We start from the raw sequence: 15,235 nt of genomic DNA, 5'->3' as shown, positions 1-15,235 counted from the left end.
CCTTTCTTTGTCGCTCAAAGATCGGATACAGCAGGTGGAACACCGCATCCAAGCAGCTTGCGAACGAAGCGGCCGCCGGCGGGACGACGTCAACGTCGTCGCAGTGACGAAGTATGTAGGCCTGGAGACGACAGGCTTGCTGCTGGATGAAGGCATTGTTCATATCGGCGAGAACCGTCCGCAGAACGCGGTTCCTAAATGGGAGGCGCTGGAAGGACGGGGAGTATGGCATTTCATCGGCCATTTGCAGACCAATAAAGTTAGGGACGTCATTGGCAAATTTCAATATATTCATTCCTTGGATCGTCTTTCCTTAGCCAAGGAGCTAGAGAAGAGGGCAGCAGCTCAAGGGATTACCGTTTCTGCGTTTCTGCAGGTGAACGTATCCGGGGAAACGTCCAAGCATGGAGTTAGCCCTGAAGAGGCGGCTGATTTGCTGAGGGAAATCGCCTCTTATCCTCACATCAGAATAATTGGACTTATGACTATGGCACCGATCGAGGATGACCCGGAGCTGACACGGCCGGTATTCCGGGGGCTCCGGGAGCTAAGGGATCGGCTGAATGCCCAGAAAATTACGAATGAACCGTTAACCGAGTTGTCGATGGGGATGTCGGGAGATTTTGAAGTAGCGATTGAGGAAGGAGCGACATGGGTGCGCTTGGGTACAATTCTAGTAGGGAAAGGGGAGGAGATGTAATGGGAGTTATGAATCGGTTTATGAATTTTCTGGGCCTTCAGGAAGAAGAAGAAATCGTGGAGCGCGAGAAGCTTCAGGAGCAAGAGGAAGCCGAGTTTGAAGCCCCTAGCTTCGAGGCTCGGCGGAATCAGAAGTTGAACAATGTGGTCAGTATCCATTCCCAGAAGAACGTTAAGGTTATCCTGTATGAGCCGCGGTCTTACGATGAGGCGCAGGAAATCGCGGATCATTTGCGCTCGCACCGGTCTGTCGTTGTGAACCTGCAAAGGGTCCGCAACGATCAGGCGATGCGCATTATTGATTTTCTCAGCGGCACGATCTACGCGCTCAGCGGCAGCATTTCCAAAATCGGCGGAAACATATTTCTCTGTACCCCGGATACGGTAGAAATACAAGGCTCGATTACGGAAATTCTGACTGAAGAACATGAATATAACAGAATGAGGTGAAGGCAGCTTGGGATTTGATATTTATCGCTTGATTTGGACGCTGCATGATATATATTTTTACATGATTTTGATTTATATTTTGATGTCATGGGTGCCAAACGCCCGTGAGAGCTTTATTGGAGAACTGCTTGGCAAGGTGGTCGAGCCTTTTTTGGCCCCGTTCAGACGCTTTATTCCGCCGATTATGGGTATGATCGACATTTCGCCGATCGTCGCTATTTTCGTACTGCGGATGGCCGTTTTCGGCTTGATTGGCGTGCTGAGCTACGTGCTGGGGTAAAGGTAGCGTATGCGGTCTAACATCCATGAACATTTTCTTCCGGAAGAGCGCCCGTTCGTTGACCGGGCCTGGGAGTGGGTTGTGAATGCAGGGGATTATCATGAAGCGAAATTAAGCGACTTCCTGGACCCGCGGCAATGCCACATCGTGGAGAGCCTGGCGAATCGCCATGCGGATGTCCGTATCCGGTTGGATGGCGGGTTCCCGGAGGCGGAACGGAAGCGGGCGCTGATCGCACCCGATTACCGGGAAATTGAGGCGGAGCCGATGAATATGAAGGTGCTCAGCATCACGTCGGATGACCAGAAGCTGGCTTCGCTTCAGCACGGCGATTATTTGGGAGCCATTCTGGGGCTCGGGCTCAAAAGGGATAAAGTCGGCGACATTCATGTCCGTGAAGACGGATGCCATGTTATTGTGGCGAAGGAAATATCCGCCTTTTTGGATATGAATTTGCGCCAGGTACACCGGGTCAGCGTGGCGACCGAAGTGCTGGGACTCGAGGCGCTTAGAACGGCAGATGCTGTGCTGGAGCCGCTGGATATCACGGTGGCTTCTTTACGTTTGGACGGGATCGCAAGCGACGTGTTCCGTTTGAGCCGGAGCAAAATCGTCGTGCCAATCAAGGCGGGCCGCTGCCGGGTGAATTGGAAGACGGAGGAGGATCCGTCCAAACCGTTAAAACCAGGCGACGTTGTAGCGCTCCAAGGATTCGGCAGATTCAAGGTGTTGGAGGCGGACGGCATGACGAAAAAGGGCAGACACCGTGTCCGAATTGGTAAATTTGTGTGAAGGCTTTGCAGGAGTTCGGGGATTCCTGTCGAATTTAACAACAACACTTGTGCTGTAATGCTTCTATTTAACAGAAGCTTCGAATTTTCTAGGAGGTGCGCAACATGCCATTAACGCCGCTGGATATACATAATAAAGAATTCTCCAGACGTATTCGCGGTTACGATGAAGATGAAGTCAATGAATTTCTTGATCAGGTGATCAAAGATTACGAGATCGTGATCCGGGAGAACAAGGAGCTCCAGAGCCAGCTGCTGGCCGTGCAGGAGCGGTTGGATCATTTTGCAAATATTGAAGAAACACTCAGCAAGACGATCATCGTGGCGCAGGAAGCGGCGGATGAAGTGAAGAACAACGCCAAGAAGGAAGCGCAGCTCATCGTAAAGGAAGCTGAGAAGAACGCCGATCGGATCGTCAATGAATCGCTGGCGAAGTCGCGCAAGATCGCGATGGAAGTCGAGGAACTGAAGAAGCAGGCTTCGATTTATCGCGCCCGTTTCCGTACGCTGGTCGAGGCCCAGCTCGATCTGCTCAGCAACGACGGCTGGGAGTCGCTTGAAGACCGTGAACGGCTTGAGGATCGCGACCGTGAACGCGAGCGTGAAATTAAGGAGATTTACTAAAACGTCTGCCTTGTTGACAGAGCGGGGCATCATAAGTTATAACTATAGACATATTAAATTATGTATATAGATTTGATGATGGGAACCAGTACGCTGTGATTTTGTTCTCAGAGAGTTGACGATTTGCTGCGAGTCAACGTTCAAGACACAGACGGAATATCATCCCGGAGAAGATGAGCTGAGATTTCCGCTGTGGAAAGCGTAAGCTATATCCGGCTGCCGGCCGTTATACCGGCTCCATATGAAGCGTATGGGATCAGAGTGCCATGCTGCCGAGTCGGAGCATTCCGGACAGGAAGCAGTGTGGAACAAGGGTGGTAACGCGAGATAGGAGTCTCGTCCCTTTTGGGGCGGGGCTTTTTTTGTTGCCTATAGAGGTTGCTGCAGCCTGTTAGATTTTAAAGCTAATAATATGCATTGAAAGGAAGTCGCTACAAAATGAGAAAAGTAGATGTCAAAGAACCAGCGCGCGCCCGCGATCAGCGTATCCTGGCCAAATGGAAGCAGGAAAATACGTTCAAACGCAGCATGGAAAACCGTGAAGGCCGCCCGAACTATGTATTTTATGAAGGCCCGCCTACCGCAAACGGCGCTCCGCATATCGGTCACGTTCTAGGCCGTGTAATCAAGGACTTTATCGGCCGTTATCAGACGATGAACGGCTACCGCGTGGTCCGCAAGGCCGGCTGGGATACACACGGATTGCCGGTTGAGCTTGGCGTCGAGAAGCAGCTCGGCATTTCCGGCAAGCAGGAAATCGAGAAATACGGTGTCGAAAAGTTCGTGAAGAAGTGTAAGGATAGCGTGTTCGAATACGAGAAGCAATGGCGTGAATTAACGGAAGGGATCGCATATTGGACTGATCTCGATAATCCGTATATCACCTTGCAAAATTCGTATATCGAAAGCGTGTGGAATATTTTGTCCACCATTCACCAGAAGGGGCTGCTGTACCGCGGTCATCGCGTAAGCCCGTACTGCCCGTGCTGCCAAACGACACTCAGCTCACATGAGGTAGCTCAAGGCTATGAGGACGTCAAGGATTTGAGCGCTACGGCGAAGTTCAAGCTTAAGGACAGCGGCGAATATGTGCTTGCCTGGACGACGACGCCTTGGACGCTGCCTTCGCACGTGGCCCTAGCCGTGAATCCGGAATTGGAATATGTTCGTGCGAAGCAGGACGACGGCGTTTATATCGTTGCCAAAAATCTGGCGGACGACGTGCTCAAAGGCGAATTCGAGATCCTGTCCACGTTAAAGGGAGCCGAGCTTGTTGGCAAGCCTTATACTCCGCCATTTAACTACGTTTCGCCCGAGAATGGGCTCGTCATACTTGGCGCAGACTTCGTCACGGATGCGAGCGGTACAGGGATCGTTCATATGGCCCCTGCTCATGGTGAAGACGACTATAGAGTGTGCCGCGAGAATAAGGTAGAATTCGTCAGCGTCGTCAACTCGCAAGGACGCTATACGGACGAAGTGACAGAATTTGCTGGCCGCTTCGTGAAGGACTGCGATCTCGACATTGTCAAATGGCTCTCTGAACGAGGACTATTGTACTCTAAAGAGAAATACGAGCACAGCTATCCATTCTGCTGGCGCTGCAAATCGCCGCTGCTCTACTATGCGATGGAGAGCTGGTTTATTGAGACGACCGCGGTTAAGGATCAACTAATCGCCAACAACAATAACGTGCAATGGTACCCGGGCCATATCCGCGAAGGCCGCTTTGGCAAGTTCCTCGAGGATCTGGTTGATTGGAACATCAGCCGCAACCGTTATTGGGGCACCCCGCTGAATGTCTGGGTGTGCGGCTCCTGTAAGGGCGAATACGCTCCTTCGAGCCATAAGGATTTGCGCGACCATGCCGTTGGTCATATATCCGAGGATCTTGAGCTGCACAAGCCTTACGTGGATGAGGTGAAGCTCCATTGCCCGCACTGTGACGGCGGAATTATGGAGCGCACATCCGAGGTGATCGATGTCTGGTTCGATAGCGGCTCGATGCCGTTCGCCCAGTATCATTACCCGTTTGGTGATCAGAAAGTATTCGAGGAGCAGTACCCGGCCGATATGATTTGCGAAGGGATCGACCAGACGCGCGGCTGGTTCTACAGCCTGCTTGCTGTATCGACGCTCTTTAATGGCAAGGCACCTTATAAGGCAGTCATTTCGACGGGGCATATTCTTGACGAGAATGGACAGAAGATGTCTAAATCCAAAGGGAACGTCATTGATCCTTGGGATATCATCAATGAATTCGGAGCGGATGCTTTCCGGTGGGCCTTGCTGTCCGACAGCGCGCCATGGAACAGCAAGCGTTTCTCTAAGGGGATCGTGGCTGAGGCGAAATCCAAAGTTGTGGACACGCTGGTGAACACGCACTCTTTCTTGACGCTATATGCGGCAATCGACGGTTTCAAGCCGGAGGAGCATGAATTCCGCCCTTCGAAGAGCAAGCTGGACCGCTGGATTCTATCCAGACTGAACAGCCTGATCCAGGTTGTAGGCAAAGGACTTGCCGTGAATGATTTCCTGAACCCGGCCAAAGCGATCGAAGGCTTTATCGATGAGCTGAGCAACTGGTATATCCGCCGTTCGCGCGACCGTTTCTGGGGCAGCGGTCTCGGAGAGGATAAGGTATCCGCTTATCAGACTCTAATCAACGTGCTGCTGACGCTTTCCAAGCTGATGGCGCCGTACACGCCGCTATTGGCAGAGGATATTTATACGAATCTTGGCGGTGGCGAGAGCGTGCATTTGGATGATTATCCGAAGGCTGACGAAGCGCTGATCGACGAGAAGCTGGAGAAGGATATGGAGGCAGCGCGTCAGATCGTCGAACTGGCCCGCAACGTGCGGAATGAGACCGGAATCAAAACACGCCAGCCGCTAACGAGCCTGATCGTCTCGATGGATCACGATTTTGCGGTGAGTGAATACGAGGGAATTATCAAGGACGAGATTAACGTCAAGCAGATTGAACTGGAGACAAGCGACAGCGGATTCGTTGATTTTACGCTGAAGCTGAACTTGAAAGTCGCTGGTAAGAAATACGGTAAAAACGTAGGATTCCTGCAAGGCTTTCTAAAAGGACTGGCGCCAGAGGATACCCGCCGGGCAGTAGAAAGCGGAGCGATCCATGTTACTTCTCCGGAAGGGGAAGAGCTGCAGATTACGGCGGATGAGCTGCTGATCGACAAGCAGGCGAAGCCTGGCTTTGCTTCCGCATCAGGTTATGGCATTACGGTAGCACTGAACACCGATATTACACCGGAGCTTGAGCAGGAGGGCTGGGTGCGCGAGGTCGTTCGGGCCGTTCAGGATACCCGCAAGAAGCTGGATCTGCCGATCGAGAAGCGAGTGCATCTTGTCCTCGATGTGGACGATGAGCTGAAAGCGGCGATCGAGGCATTTGAACAGGTGCTGCGCGATAACGTCCTGATCACGGACGTTACGTTTGGCAAGCCAGAGGGCGAAGCTGAAACCGCAGATCTCGGCACGAAGAAGATCGGAATCCAAATCAAGGGCTAATCGCTGTATGGCAGCCCTGACTGAAGGTCATAATATCTAGAACCCAAGCGCAAACGAGCTCAGGTAAATCCCTTATTCAAGGGAGCCTGGCTCGTTTGCGTTCAATTCAACACTATTTGGCTTCTTAGCGCCGCCTTCAGTAAAGGATGGATAGCCCATATGACTCAGCAGAAACCGGAAGCAGGCCATGATAAATTATCTGATACAGCAGAAGAGAAAGTAAACGTCATGTACGACATGACTCTGAAATGGGCGCAGCAGCTCGAGCAATCCCGGATCATTGAGTATGCCGAGCTGTTGTACCATCCATGGAGCCTCATCTGGCGCAACGTTCTGGCCGGTATGGCGAGGGGCGTCGGAATTGCGATCGGGTTCACTTTTTTTGCAGCCACGATCATTTATATTCTGCAAATCCTGGGGGCGCTCAATCTGCCGATCATCGGAGATTATATCGCCGATATCGTCCGGATCGTACAGCGCCAGCTGGAGCTTAAAACATTTTAGCCAATGCAGCAAGCGTGATTAGTAAATGTTCGGTCCATCGCCAAGCGAATCCTCGCTATCCAGATGTTCCGTGGCGCTCATATGCTTACGGTATTGGCCATTGCGGTAAAAAACAACGTTACGGCCGTAAATATCTGTAGCAACAAAGCTTTCGTATGGTTCGACGAATCCGTCTAGTTCGTTGCTGGCTTCAATTTCCATATCATTGTAATCATCGACTTCGTCCTCCTCCGCCATGGCTGGAGAGTTCGAAGTACCATAGCTTTCAACGATCTGCCAGGCGTCCTCGCCGTCAAACTCGGTCTCGTCGGCGCGCTCATCCAGGCTCGTTCGGCCAAACGGCGGATACAGCACAAGCTCCTCTACAGGCCTGTCCCTCGACACCTTGGACTGTGGACTGTGATCCTTGCAGTAAGCCGTCTCGGGCAGAGCTTTTAGCCGCTCGATATCAATTGGCTGGTCGCATGTTAAGCAATAGCCGTAGCTTCCTGCAGCCATCCGATCCAGTGCGTCCTTTACGCGGGTTAGCCGCAACTCATCATGATTGGTCAGAGCCACGTCTTTACCGCGCTCGAACACTTCTGTCCCGATATCGCCAGGGTGATTGTCAATCGTGCTAAGCTCGCTTGTATTGTCGCGGACGCTCCCCTCTAAGCCGTAGTGGTCATTGGCGGACAGCTTGGTTTCAATGGACTGCTGCTCGGAGCGCAGCTGGGCTTCAAGCTCCTCGAGGAGCTGCTTGGTAAGGTTAGGATGAGGCATATAAGGTCAGGTCTCCTTTCGGCCCGGATAGTCGCATGGGCATTGTTCATAGCTTTATTTTGCGTCAAAGTACGACGATTTACCTACGGAAAATACTATCTTACATGGACGACTTAATTCCTGCTGTGCTACAATATACAGGGCTTGCATGTGGTTAATCCTACCGCCGGCTGATGCGGGGGAAATGAAAAACGAGGTGACTTTGCCGCATGATATATTTTTTGATAGCGTTAATTATTTTCCTGGTCGATCAGGGTACGAAGTATTTGATAGCTACGCGTATGGCCATTGGGGAGCAAATTCCCATTATCGGAGACTTCTTTCTGATCACTTCGCATCGCAACCGTGGCGCGGCTTTTGGAATTTTGGAGAACCAGCGCTGGTTTTTTATCATATTCACGGTCATCGTCGTAATCGGCGTTATTTGGTATTTGCAAAAAGTGAAAAAGTCCTCCAACAAATTGCTGCCTGTCGCGCTTTCGCTCGTTTTAGGCGGAACGCTGGGCAATTTCCTGGATCGGCTGCTCACCGGGGAAGTTGTTGATTTCCTGCAGTTCAATTTCGGCAGCTATACGTTCCCGATTTTTAACGTGGCTGATTCCTCGATTGTGATCGGCTTCGGGATGATCGTGCTGGACTCGTTCCTGGAAATGAAGCGGGAGAAGCAGGCCTCGGCTGTTGTGGCTGAGCAAGAGGATAAGACATGAATGAATTGACATCTTACGAACATGCAGAGGATAACGAAATGGAATGGCTGATTGACGAAGTGGCAGCCAAGGCCCGGGTCGATAAATTTGTCAAAGAGCAGCTCGGCGAGGATACCTCGCGTACGCAAATCCAAATTTGGATTGAAGAAGGAGCCGTGCTGGTTAACGGTACAACTGTAAAGACCAATTACAAGCTCGCGGCGGGAGACCGCATTACGCTGACTATCCCCGAGGCAGAATCCGTAGAAATTGTCCCGGAGGATATCCCGCTGGATATTTACTATGAAGACAGCGATGTCATCGTTGTCAACAAACCGCGGGGCATGGTCGTCCATCCTGCTCCCGGGCATTCTTCCGGTACGCTTGTCAATGCGCTGATGGCGCATTGCAAGGATTTGTCCGGCATTAATGGCGAGCTGCGCCCGGGGATTGTTCATCGGATTGACAAGGATACATCAGGGCTGATCATGGCGGCGAAAAATGACAAATCCCATGCTTCGCTGGCGGCTCAGCTGAAGGAGCATTCGGTGACACGGAGGTACTTGGCGGTCGTTCATGGCAATCTTAGCCATGATCAGGGCACCGTGGATGCTCCCATCGGACGTGACCCTCACGACCGTAAAATGTACACCGTCATTGATCGCAATAGCAAGCATGCGGTGACCCATTTTCACGTCATGGAACGCTTCGGGGATTACACGCTGCTGGAGCTGAAGCTGGAGACCGGGAGAACTCACCAAATTCGCGTGCATATGAAGTTCATCGGCCATCCGTTGGTAGGCGATCCAATGTACGGGCGAAGCAAAGGCCCGAAATTCAATGGACAAGCGCTCCATGCGGCGGTTCTTGGATTCGTGCATCCTTCCACGGGCGAGTATAAGGAATTCACAGCTCTGCTGCCAGCGGATATGGAGGATTTGCTTCATTCGCTCCGAAGCCGCTAAATTGCCGCCGAACGTGGCTAGCTAGAAGCGGCTGGACAAATATTTAATACAATAACACCTTCTGACAAGATATCGGGCTTCGGGCCCGAGATTAGTCAGGAGGTTTTTTTTGCTCTGATTCACCTATACAGCATAAAAGTGCAAACGATAGCTCGATTTATCCATTCCATGGCCGGTGGGCTTCAAGCATCATATAACGATAGACCGATGAAGGAGATGGATGAACATGACAGTACAAACAATAAATTCGGAACCAAATAAAAACACTTATATTCAGCGGCAGTTTGCAGAGAGAATTGGCGGCGCGGGTTACGGGACGGATACAGCAATCTATAAATTCGAGAAAATCAAACGGGCAAAAGCTGCTGCCAGGGCAGAATTCCCCGATATAGAATTGATTGATCTGGGCGTAGGCGAGCCCGACGAAATGGCTGATCAAGCCATCGTGCTGAAGCTGGCGGCGGAGGCGGCCAAGCCGGAAAACAGAGGTTATGCCGATAATGGCATAGCTGAGTTCAAGGAAGCTGCGGCACAATATTTGGGAAATGTGTTCGGGGTGGAGGGCATTGATCCTGCGACAGAAATCGTGCATTCAATCGGCTCCAAGCCGGCCCTGGCGATGCTGCCATATTGCTTCATCAACCCGGGGGATGTGGCGATTATGACAGTTCCGGGTTATCCGGTACTGGGAACTCATACGAAATATTTGGGCGGGGAAGTATATCATGTACCGCTCATGGAGGAGAATGGCTTTCTCCCCGTTCTTGCAGCAATTCCGGAAGAGGTTGCCCAGCGGGCAAAGCTGCTCTATTTAAATTATCCGAATAATCCGACGGGTGCATGTGCGAGTTATGATTTCTTTGCGGAGGTTGTCTGCTGGGCTAAAAAATACGATGTCATCGTCGTTCATGACGCCCCTTATGCAGCTCTGACGTACGACAGGCAGAAGCCGTTGAGCTTCCTGTCCGTTCCGGGGGCCAAAGAAGTCGGCGTAGAACTGCACTCTTTATCCAAGTCGTATAACATGACGGGCTGGCGCATCGGCTTCGTCGCCGGGAACCCGCTAATCGTCAAAGCGTTCAGCGATGTAAAGGACAATTGCGATTCGGGGCAATTTATCGCGATTCAGAAGGCGGCCGCTTATGCTTTATCCAGGCCGGAAATAACGGAGGCCATCGCTGCTAAGTATTCAAGACGGCACGAGCTCCTCGTAAGCGCGCTGAATGAACTTGGCTTCGAAGCGAGTAAGCCTAGGGGTTCTTTTTTTCTATACGTAAAGGCACCTAAGGAGATAGCGGGCGGAGAGGCCTTCGGATCAGCGGAGGAATTCTCCCAGTATTTAATTCGCCACAAGTTGATTTCGACGGTACCGTGGGATGAGGCCGGCGCTTTTGTGCGCTTCTCGGTAACGTTTGCGGCTGATGGAATGGAGGAAGAGCGAAGAGTCGTTGCGGAAATCAAACGGCGCCTCGAAGATATTTCTTTCGTGTTTTAACGGCGATTGTATAAAGTGTTGTATAATTATTAGTTTGTATGTATAATTATTAAAAACAACGCGATGGGGTATGCAAGGCCATTTTTTCCATCCATCTCGCGTTCCAAAATATTCATCCTATTTTTCTAGGTTGCCTTCTTGACAAGATAAGGTGCTTTCTGTCATAATTCACTTAAATCAATAGCACCTTTAAATCAGTCCCGTGAGGCTGGCAAGGTAACGTGAATGGGTCGTTATGGGGAGACCTGCGCTTTTCTGCGCGGTGATCTCCCGATACTCGCCCGCAGATAGTCATGGTCATTTACTGTGGCTAACGGCTCCTTGCCTGTATCAGGCAAGGAGTTTTTTTGTGCGCTATCACGGAACCAGGTGAATTTATCATCTTAGGAGGCCAATACCATGAGCATTGACACACATGTCATTATGGATGAGACTGCAATTCGGCGGGCACTTACCAGAATTGCGCACGAAATATTGGAGCGAAACAAGGGGATTGAAGGATGCGTACTTGCAGGCATCAAAACGCGGGGTGTTTTCCTGGCGAAACGGCTTGCCGAGCGTCTGGAAGAAATCGAAGGGGCAAGCATCCCTTGGGGAGAGCTGGATGTAACCTTCTACCGGGATGACCGGAACAAGACGGAAGGAACGAATAGCAACACCTTCAGCCTGCCGGTACATGGCAAAAAAGTAATTTTGTTTGATGACGTTCTTTATACGGGACGCACGATTCGTGCGGCAATGGACGCGATTATGGACTGCGGGCGTCCGGAGAACATCCAGCTTGCCGTGCTTGCTGACCGCGGGCACCGGGAGCTTCCCATCCGGCCGGATTACATCGGCAAGAATGTTCCAACCTCCAAGTCCGAAGAGATTGAGGTCATGCTTCAGGAAATCGATGGAAGCGACGTTGTTCGGATTTTGCACCATCGGGAGGAGAACTGATATGGCGATGACAGCTTCCGCATTGAAAGAGCGCAGTCTGCTGGGATTAAAGCATTTAAGCGGTGCAGAAATCAACTGGATTCTTGACCGGGCCGCTTACTGGAATAGCCAGAAGGAGAAGGTAGTTCCGATTTTGAAGGACCGCTTCATCTCTAACATGTTTTTTGAGAACAGTACGCGGACGCGATTCTCCTTCGAAATGGCTGAGAAACGCCTGGGAGCCGAAGTGATGAACTTTACGGCGGCTTCGTCCAGCGTAGAGAAAGGCGAATCCATCTACGATACGGTCCGCACGCTGGAATCGATGGGCATCGATGCCGGAGTTATCCGCCTCAAGCCAATCGGCGTCTTGGAAGAGATCGCCGAGAAAGTGTCGATTCCGCTCATCAATGCCGGGGACGGCAACAATGAGCATCCGACGCAAGCGCTGCTTGACGTATATACGATGAGAAAACATTTTGGCGAACTGAAAGGACTCAAGGTATCCATTATCGGCGATATCAAGCACAGCCGGGTAGCACGCTCGAATTTGTGGGCCCTGCAGAAATTAGGAGCGCAGGTGAAATTCTGCGCACCGGACAGCATGAAGGCGCCGGAGCTCGAATGCCATGCTCCTTATGTGTCCATCGACGAGGCGATGAGCAGCGATGTGATCATGATGCTTCGCGTACAACTGGAGCGCCATGAAGGAGGGTTCATGAACTCCGCGGTAGAATACCGGCTAAACTACGGGATGACGGAGGAGCGGGCACGGAATCTCTACCCGCACGCGATTATCATGCATCCTGCGCCAGTGAACCGGAACGTAGAGATCGACGACAGCGTCGTGGAGCATCACCAGTCCCGCATTTTCAAGCAAATGGAGAATGGGGTTCCGATCAGAATGGCAGTTATGGAACGGGCGATGAAGCACTAGTGTTGCTCACTGGCTGAACAGCTTATTAGAACAAATAACCTAGCACGGAATATAGCAATTCAATGAGCGGAGGTAAGTTATGCTACTCAAAATTACGAATGCCAATGTACTGCACGGAAACGGCCAGCTTCAGCTAAAGGATATCTATATCAGCGACGGAGTGATTGAGAAGCTTGCGGAAGCGGGAAGCGAAGGATCAAAGCCCGCGGATCAGACGATCGATGCGGGAGGCAAGCTGGTAACGCCGGGTTTTATCGATATGCATGTCCACTTGCGAGAGCCGGGCTATGAGCATAAAGAAACGATCGAAACGGGCTCCAGGTCGGCAGCCAAAGGCGGGTTTACGACGATCGCCTGCATGCCGAACACGCGCCCGGTCATCGACACCCCGGAAACGATCGAGCTGGTGAAGAGCAAAGCTGAAGCAGCGGGACTGGTCAACGTCCTGCCTTACGCTGCGATTACAAAAAGCGAGCTTGGCCGCGAGCTGACGGACTTTGCGGCGCTGAAGGAAGCTGGAGCCATCGGCTTTACGGATGATGGGGTCGGCGTACAAAGCGCGCAAATGATGAAGGACGCCATGGCGCTTGCCCAGTCGCTGGACATGCCGATTATCGCTCACTGCGAGGACAATTCGCTCGTAGAAGGGGCTCCGGTCAATGAGGGTGAGTTCGCGAAGCGCCATGGCCTGAAAGGCATCCCGAACGAATCCGAGGCGATTCACGTGGGGCGCGACATCCTGCTTGCGGAGGCGACAGGCGTACACTATCATGTGTGCCACGTCAGCACAGAGCAATCGATCCGCCTGATTCGGCAAGCGAAGGAGATCGGCATCCGCGTGACAGCGGAGGTATGTCCGCATCACCTGCTGCTCGCGGAGACCGACATTCCGGGCCTTGATGCGAACTGGAAAATGAATCCGCCGCTTCGTTCCCGACGGGATGTTGAGGCATGTATTCAAGCGCTGGAGGACGGGACAATCGACATGATCGTAACGGACCATGCTCCGCATAGCGAAGAGGAGAAGGCCAAGGGAATGCAGCTGGCGCCGTTTGGTATCGTCGGTTTCGAAACGGCTTTTCCACTCCTGTATACCAAGTTCGTCTTGACGGGGAAGTGGGAGCTGTCCCTGCTTGTTCAGCGCATGACGGAAGATCCGGCCCGGGTATTCGGGTTAACCGCCGGAAGACTGGCACCGGGAGCACCTGGGGATTTGACGATTGTGGATCTCGATAAGGAACAGGAGGTTAACCCGGAAACGTTCGCTTCGAAGGGGCGCAATACTCCTTTTGGCGGATGGAAGCTCAAAGGCTGGCCGGTGACGACCATCGTTAACGGCAAAGTAGTCTGGCAGGAACAATAAATTTATTGAAACGGCAACATGGGCAGAACTTTTTTTATAAATTATTGATATAGATACAAAAGTCGAGCATAAAGGAGTGCGGGGAAATGCAGGCAAGATTGTTATTGGAGGACGGCACGCTGTTTACCGGAAAGTCATTCGGGGCAGAGGGCGAATTCACGGGTGAGGTCGTTTTTAATACGGGAGTTACAGGTTATCAGGAAGTCGTATCGGATCCTTCCTACTATGGTCAAATCGTGACGATGACTTATCCGCTGATCGGCAACTACGGCATTTCCAGGGACGACTTCGAGTCGCTCGTTCCAGCGATTCATGGACTCGTAGTACGCCGCTACGAGCCGATTCCGAGCAATTGGCGCGCTGAATACAGTCTGGGCGACTTACTTAAAGAGCACGGCATTCCAGGGATTTCAGATATCGATACGCGTATGCTCACGAGAAAAATTCGCCAGAACGGTACGATGAAGGGAATCATCACAACTTCGGCCAAATCGGTAGAGGAGCTGAAAGCGATGATGTCGAACGTGAAGGTTGAAGAGCTGCATAATCAAGTGGCCAACACCTCGACAAAATTCCTGTACCATAATCCGGGAACGAAGGAGCGGATCGTACTTGTCGATTTCGGGGCGAAGAACGGAATCCTGCGCCAGTTGAACAAGCGCGGCTGCGATGTGGTTATCGTACCGCATAATACGACTGCTGAGGAGATTCGCCGGCTTAACCCAGACGGCATTCAGCTGTCGAACGGCCCTGGCGATCCGAAAGACGTGCCTCATGCTGCGAAGATGATCGCTGAGCTGCTCGGCGAATATCCGATCTTCGGCATCTGTTTAGGGCATCAGCTGCTGTCCCTGGCCTGCGGGGCAGATACGGAGAAGCTGAAATTCGGCCATCGCGGCGGTAACCACCCGGTTAAGGAGCTCGCTACGGGAAGATGCTACATTACCTCCCAGAATCACGGCTACGCGGTGAAGGAATCCTCGATTGCCGGTACGGAATTGGAAATTACACACATCAATAACAACGACAAAACGATCGAAGGCGTCAGACATAAGAAATATCCGGCTTTCTCAGTGCAATATCATCCGGAGGCGTCGCCAGGTCCTCAGGACAACAATTATTTGTTTGACCAGTTCCTGGATATGATCAGAGAACATAAGCAGAATAATCCGCAAAAATCACGTCAGGCTGAAATCATGGCCGCTGCGAAGGGAGAGCTTTAAT

Annotated in this window: 15 protein-coding genes and 1 other annotated feature; of the genes, 14 read left to right on the top strand and 1 reads right to left on the bottom strand. The window is 51.8% G+C overall.

Annotated elements, in window-relative coordinates; genetic code table 11:
• Positions 1 to 7 precede the first annotated feature (7 nt).
• From GNP95_RS08345 to GNP95_RS08315, 7 genes are all read left to right on the top strand, one after another.
• Positions 8 to 700 (top strand): YggS family pyridoxal phosphate-dependent enzyme, encoded by a 693-nt coding sequence (locus GNP95_RS08345; RefSeq protein WP_155610384.1) that lies wholly within the window; start codon positions 8 to 10, stop codon positions 698 to 700.
• Positions 700 to 1,149 (top strand): cell division protein SepF, encoded by a 450-nt coding sequence (locus GNP95_RS08340; RefSeq protein WP_155610383.1) that lies wholly within the window; start codon positions 700 to 702, stop codon positions 1,147 to 1,149. The genes GNP95_RS08345 and GNP95_RS08340 overlap by 1 nt, the downstream gene beginning before the upstream one ends.
• A gap of 7 nt (positions 1,150 to 1,156) precedes the next feature.
• Positions 1,157 to 1,429 carry a YggT family protein gene (locus GNP95_RS08335; protein WP_155610382.1) on the top strand — a complete coding sequence of 91 codons (273 nt, stop codon included), beginning with the start codon at positions 1,157 to 1,159 and terminating at the stop codon, positions 1,427 to 1,429.
• A 9-nt stretch (positions 1,430 to 1,438) separates the two neighbouring features.
• The gene (locus GNP95_RS08330; RefSeq protein ID WP_155610381.1) at positions 1,439 to 2,221 is read left to right on the top strand and encodes a YlmH family RNA-binding protein; all 783 of its coding nucleotides are present in this window, start codon (positions 1,439 to 1,441) and stop codon (positions 2,219 to 2,221) included.
• Positions 2,222 to 2,325: 104 nt separating this feature from the next.
• Positions 2,326 to 2,844, top strand: coding sequence for a DivIVA domain-containing protein (locus tag GNP95_RS08325; RefSeq protein WP_155610380.1), 519 nt, complete (start codon positions 2,326 to 2,328; stop codon positions 2,842 to 2,844).
• Positions 2,845 to 2,910: 66 nt separating this feature from the next.
• Positions 2,911 to 3,191 (top strand) — a binding site (T-box leader).
• A gap of 91 nt (positions 3,192 to 3,282) precedes the next feature.
• Positions 3,283 to 6,378: an isoleucine--tRNA ligase gene (gene ileS / locus GNP95_RS08320; protein ID WP_155610379.1), complete on the top strand. Its 3,096-nt coding sequence runs from the start codon at positions 3,283 to 3,285 to the stop codon at positions 6,376 to 6,378.
• Positions 6,379 to 6,537: 159 nt separating this feature from the next.
• A complete protein-coding gene (locus tag GNP95_RS08315; RefSeq protein ID WP_155610378.1) occupies positions 6,538 to 6,882 on the top strand; it encodes a DUF5665 domain-containing protein in 345 nt (114 codons plus the stop codon).
• An 18-nt stretch (positions 6,883 to 6,900) separates the two neighbouring features.
• Here the strand turns inward: GNP95_RS08315 and GNP95_RS08310 are convergent, their stop codons facing one another.
• Positions 6,901 to 7,644 (bottom strand): TraR/DksA C4-type zinc finger protein, encoded by a 744-nt coding sequence (locus GNP95_RS08310; protein ID WP_155610377.1) that lies wholly within the window; start codon positions 7,642 to 7,644, stop codon positions 6,901 to 6,903.
• 209 nt (positions 7,645 to 7,853) lie between these two features.
• Between GNP95_RS08310 and lspA the strand changes: the two genes are divergently transcribed.
• The 7 genes from lspA (at position 7,854) to carA (ending at position 15,234) form a co-directional block, all read left to right on the top strand.
• A complete protein-coding gene (gene lspA, locus GNP95_RS08305; protein ID WP_155610376.1) occupies positions 7,854 to 8,351 on the top strand; it encodes a signal peptidase II in 498 nt (165 codons plus the stop codon).
• 38 nt (positions 8,352 to 8,389) lie between these two features.
• Entirely contained in the window at positions 8,390 to 9,295 is a 906-nt protein-coding gene (locus GNP95_RS08300; protein ID WP_230873747.1) for an RluA family pseudouridine synthase, read from the top strand.
• Between the two features lie 226 nt (positions 9,296 to 9,521).
• Positions 9,522 to 10,790 carry an LL-diaminopimelate aminotransferase gene (locus GNP95_RS08295; RefSeq protein ID WP_155610374.1) on the top strand — a complete coding sequence of 423 codons (1,269 nt, stop codon included), beginning with the start codon at positions 9,522 to 9,524 and terminating at the stop codon, positions 10,788 to 10,790.
• Positions 10,791 to 11,189: 399 nt separating this feature from the next.
• A complete protein-coding gene (gene pyrR, locus GNP95_RS08290; RefSeq protein ID WP_155610373.1) occupies positions 11,190 to 11,732 on the top strand; it encodes a bifunctional pyr operon transcriptional regulator/uracil phosphoribosyltransferase PyrR in 543 nt (180 codons plus the stop codon).
• Between the two features lies 1 nt (position 11,733).
• Positions 11,734 to 12,648 (top strand): aspartate carbamoyltransferase catalytic subunit, encoded by a 915-nt coding sequence (locus tag GNP95_RS08285; RefSeq protein WP_155610372.1) that lies wholly within the window; start codon positions 11,734 to 11,736, stop codon positions 12,646 to 12,648.
• Positions 12,649 to 12,727: 79 nt separating this feature from the next.
• The gene (locus GNP95_RS08280; RefSeq protein WP_155610371.1) at positions 12,728 to 14,011 is read left to right on the top strand and encodes a dihydroorotase; all 1,284 of its coding nucleotides are present in this window, start codon (positions 12,728 to 12,730) and stop codon (positions 14,009 to 14,011) included.
• A gap of 86 nt (positions 14,012 to 14,097) precedes the next feature.
• Complete coding sequence (carA, locus tag GNP95_RS08275; RefSeq protein WP_155610370.1) at positions 14,098 to 15,234, top strand: glutamine-hydrolyzing carbamoyl-phosphate synthase small subunit; 1,137 nt, start codon at positions 14,098 to 14,100, stop codon at positions 15,232 to 15,234.
• Position 15,235: the final 1 nt, after the last annotated feature.

This window comes from Paenibacillus woosongensis (assembly GCF_009725165.1).
GTDB classification, from domain to species: domain Bacteria; phylum Bacillota; class Bacilli; order Paenibacillales; family Paenibacillaceae; genus Fontibacillus; species Fontibacillus woosongensis.
Note: the sequence above shows the minus strand (reverse complement) of the source record. Positions and strands in the feature narration are given on the sequence as shown.

What these genes read in the sequence shown, in the direction of transcription:
- GNP95_RS08340 (WP_155610383.1), top strand. Translation starts at nt 700, where the DNA reads ATGGGAGTTATGAATCGGTTTATGAATTTTCTGGGCCTTCAGGAAGAA.
- GNP95_RS08330 (WP_155610381.1), top strand. Translation starts at nt 1,439, where the DNA reads ATGCGGTCTAACATCCATGAACATTTTCTTCCGGAAGAGCGCCCGTTC.
- GNP95_RS08325 (WP_155610380.1), top strand. Translation starts at nt 2,326, where the DNA reads ATGCCATTAACGCCGCTGGATATACATAATAAAGAATTCTCCAGACGT.
- ileS (WP_155610379.1), top strand. Translation starts at nt 3,283, where the DNA reads ATGAGAAAAGTAGATGTCAAAGAACCAGCGCGCGCCCGCGATCAGCGT.
- GNP95_RS08315 (WP_155610378.1), top strand. Translation starts at nt 6,538, where the DNA reads ATGACTCAGCAGAAACCGGAAGCAGGCCATGATAAATTATCTGATACA.
- GNP95_RS08310 (WP_155610377.1), bottom strand. Translation starts at nt 7,644, where the DNA reads ATGCCTCATCCTAACCTTACCAAGCAGCTCCTCGAGGAGCTTGAAGCC.
- lspA (WP_155610376.1), top strand. Translation starts at nt 7,854, where the DNA reads ATGATATATTTTTTGATAGCGTTAATTATTTTCCTGGTCGATCAGGGT.
- GNP95_RS08300 (WP_230873747.1), top strand. Translation starts at nt 8,390, where the DNA reads ATGGAATGGCTGATTGACGAAGTGGCAGCCAAGGCCCGGGTCGATAAA.
- GNP95_RS08295 (WP_155610374.1), top strand. Translation starts at nt 9,522, where the DNA reads ATGACAGTACAAACAATAAATTCGGAACCAAATAAAAACACTTATATT.
- pyrR (WP_155610373.1), top strand. Translation starts at nt 11,190, where the DNA reads ATGAGCATTGACACACATGTCATTATGGATGAGACTGCAATTCGGCGG.
- GNP95_RS08285 (WP_155610372.1), top strand. Translation starts at nt 11,734, where the DNA reads ATGGCGATGACAGCTTCCGCATTGAAAGAGCGCAGTCTGCTGGGATTA.
- GNP95_RS08280 (WP_155610371.1), top strand. Translation starts at nt 12,728, where the DNA reads ATGCTACTCAAAATTACGAATGCCAATGTACTGCACGGAAACGGCCAG.
- carA (WP_155610370.1), top strand. Translation starts at nt 14,098, where the DNA reads ATGCAGGCAAGATTGTTATTGGAGGACGGCACGCTGTTTACCGGAAAG.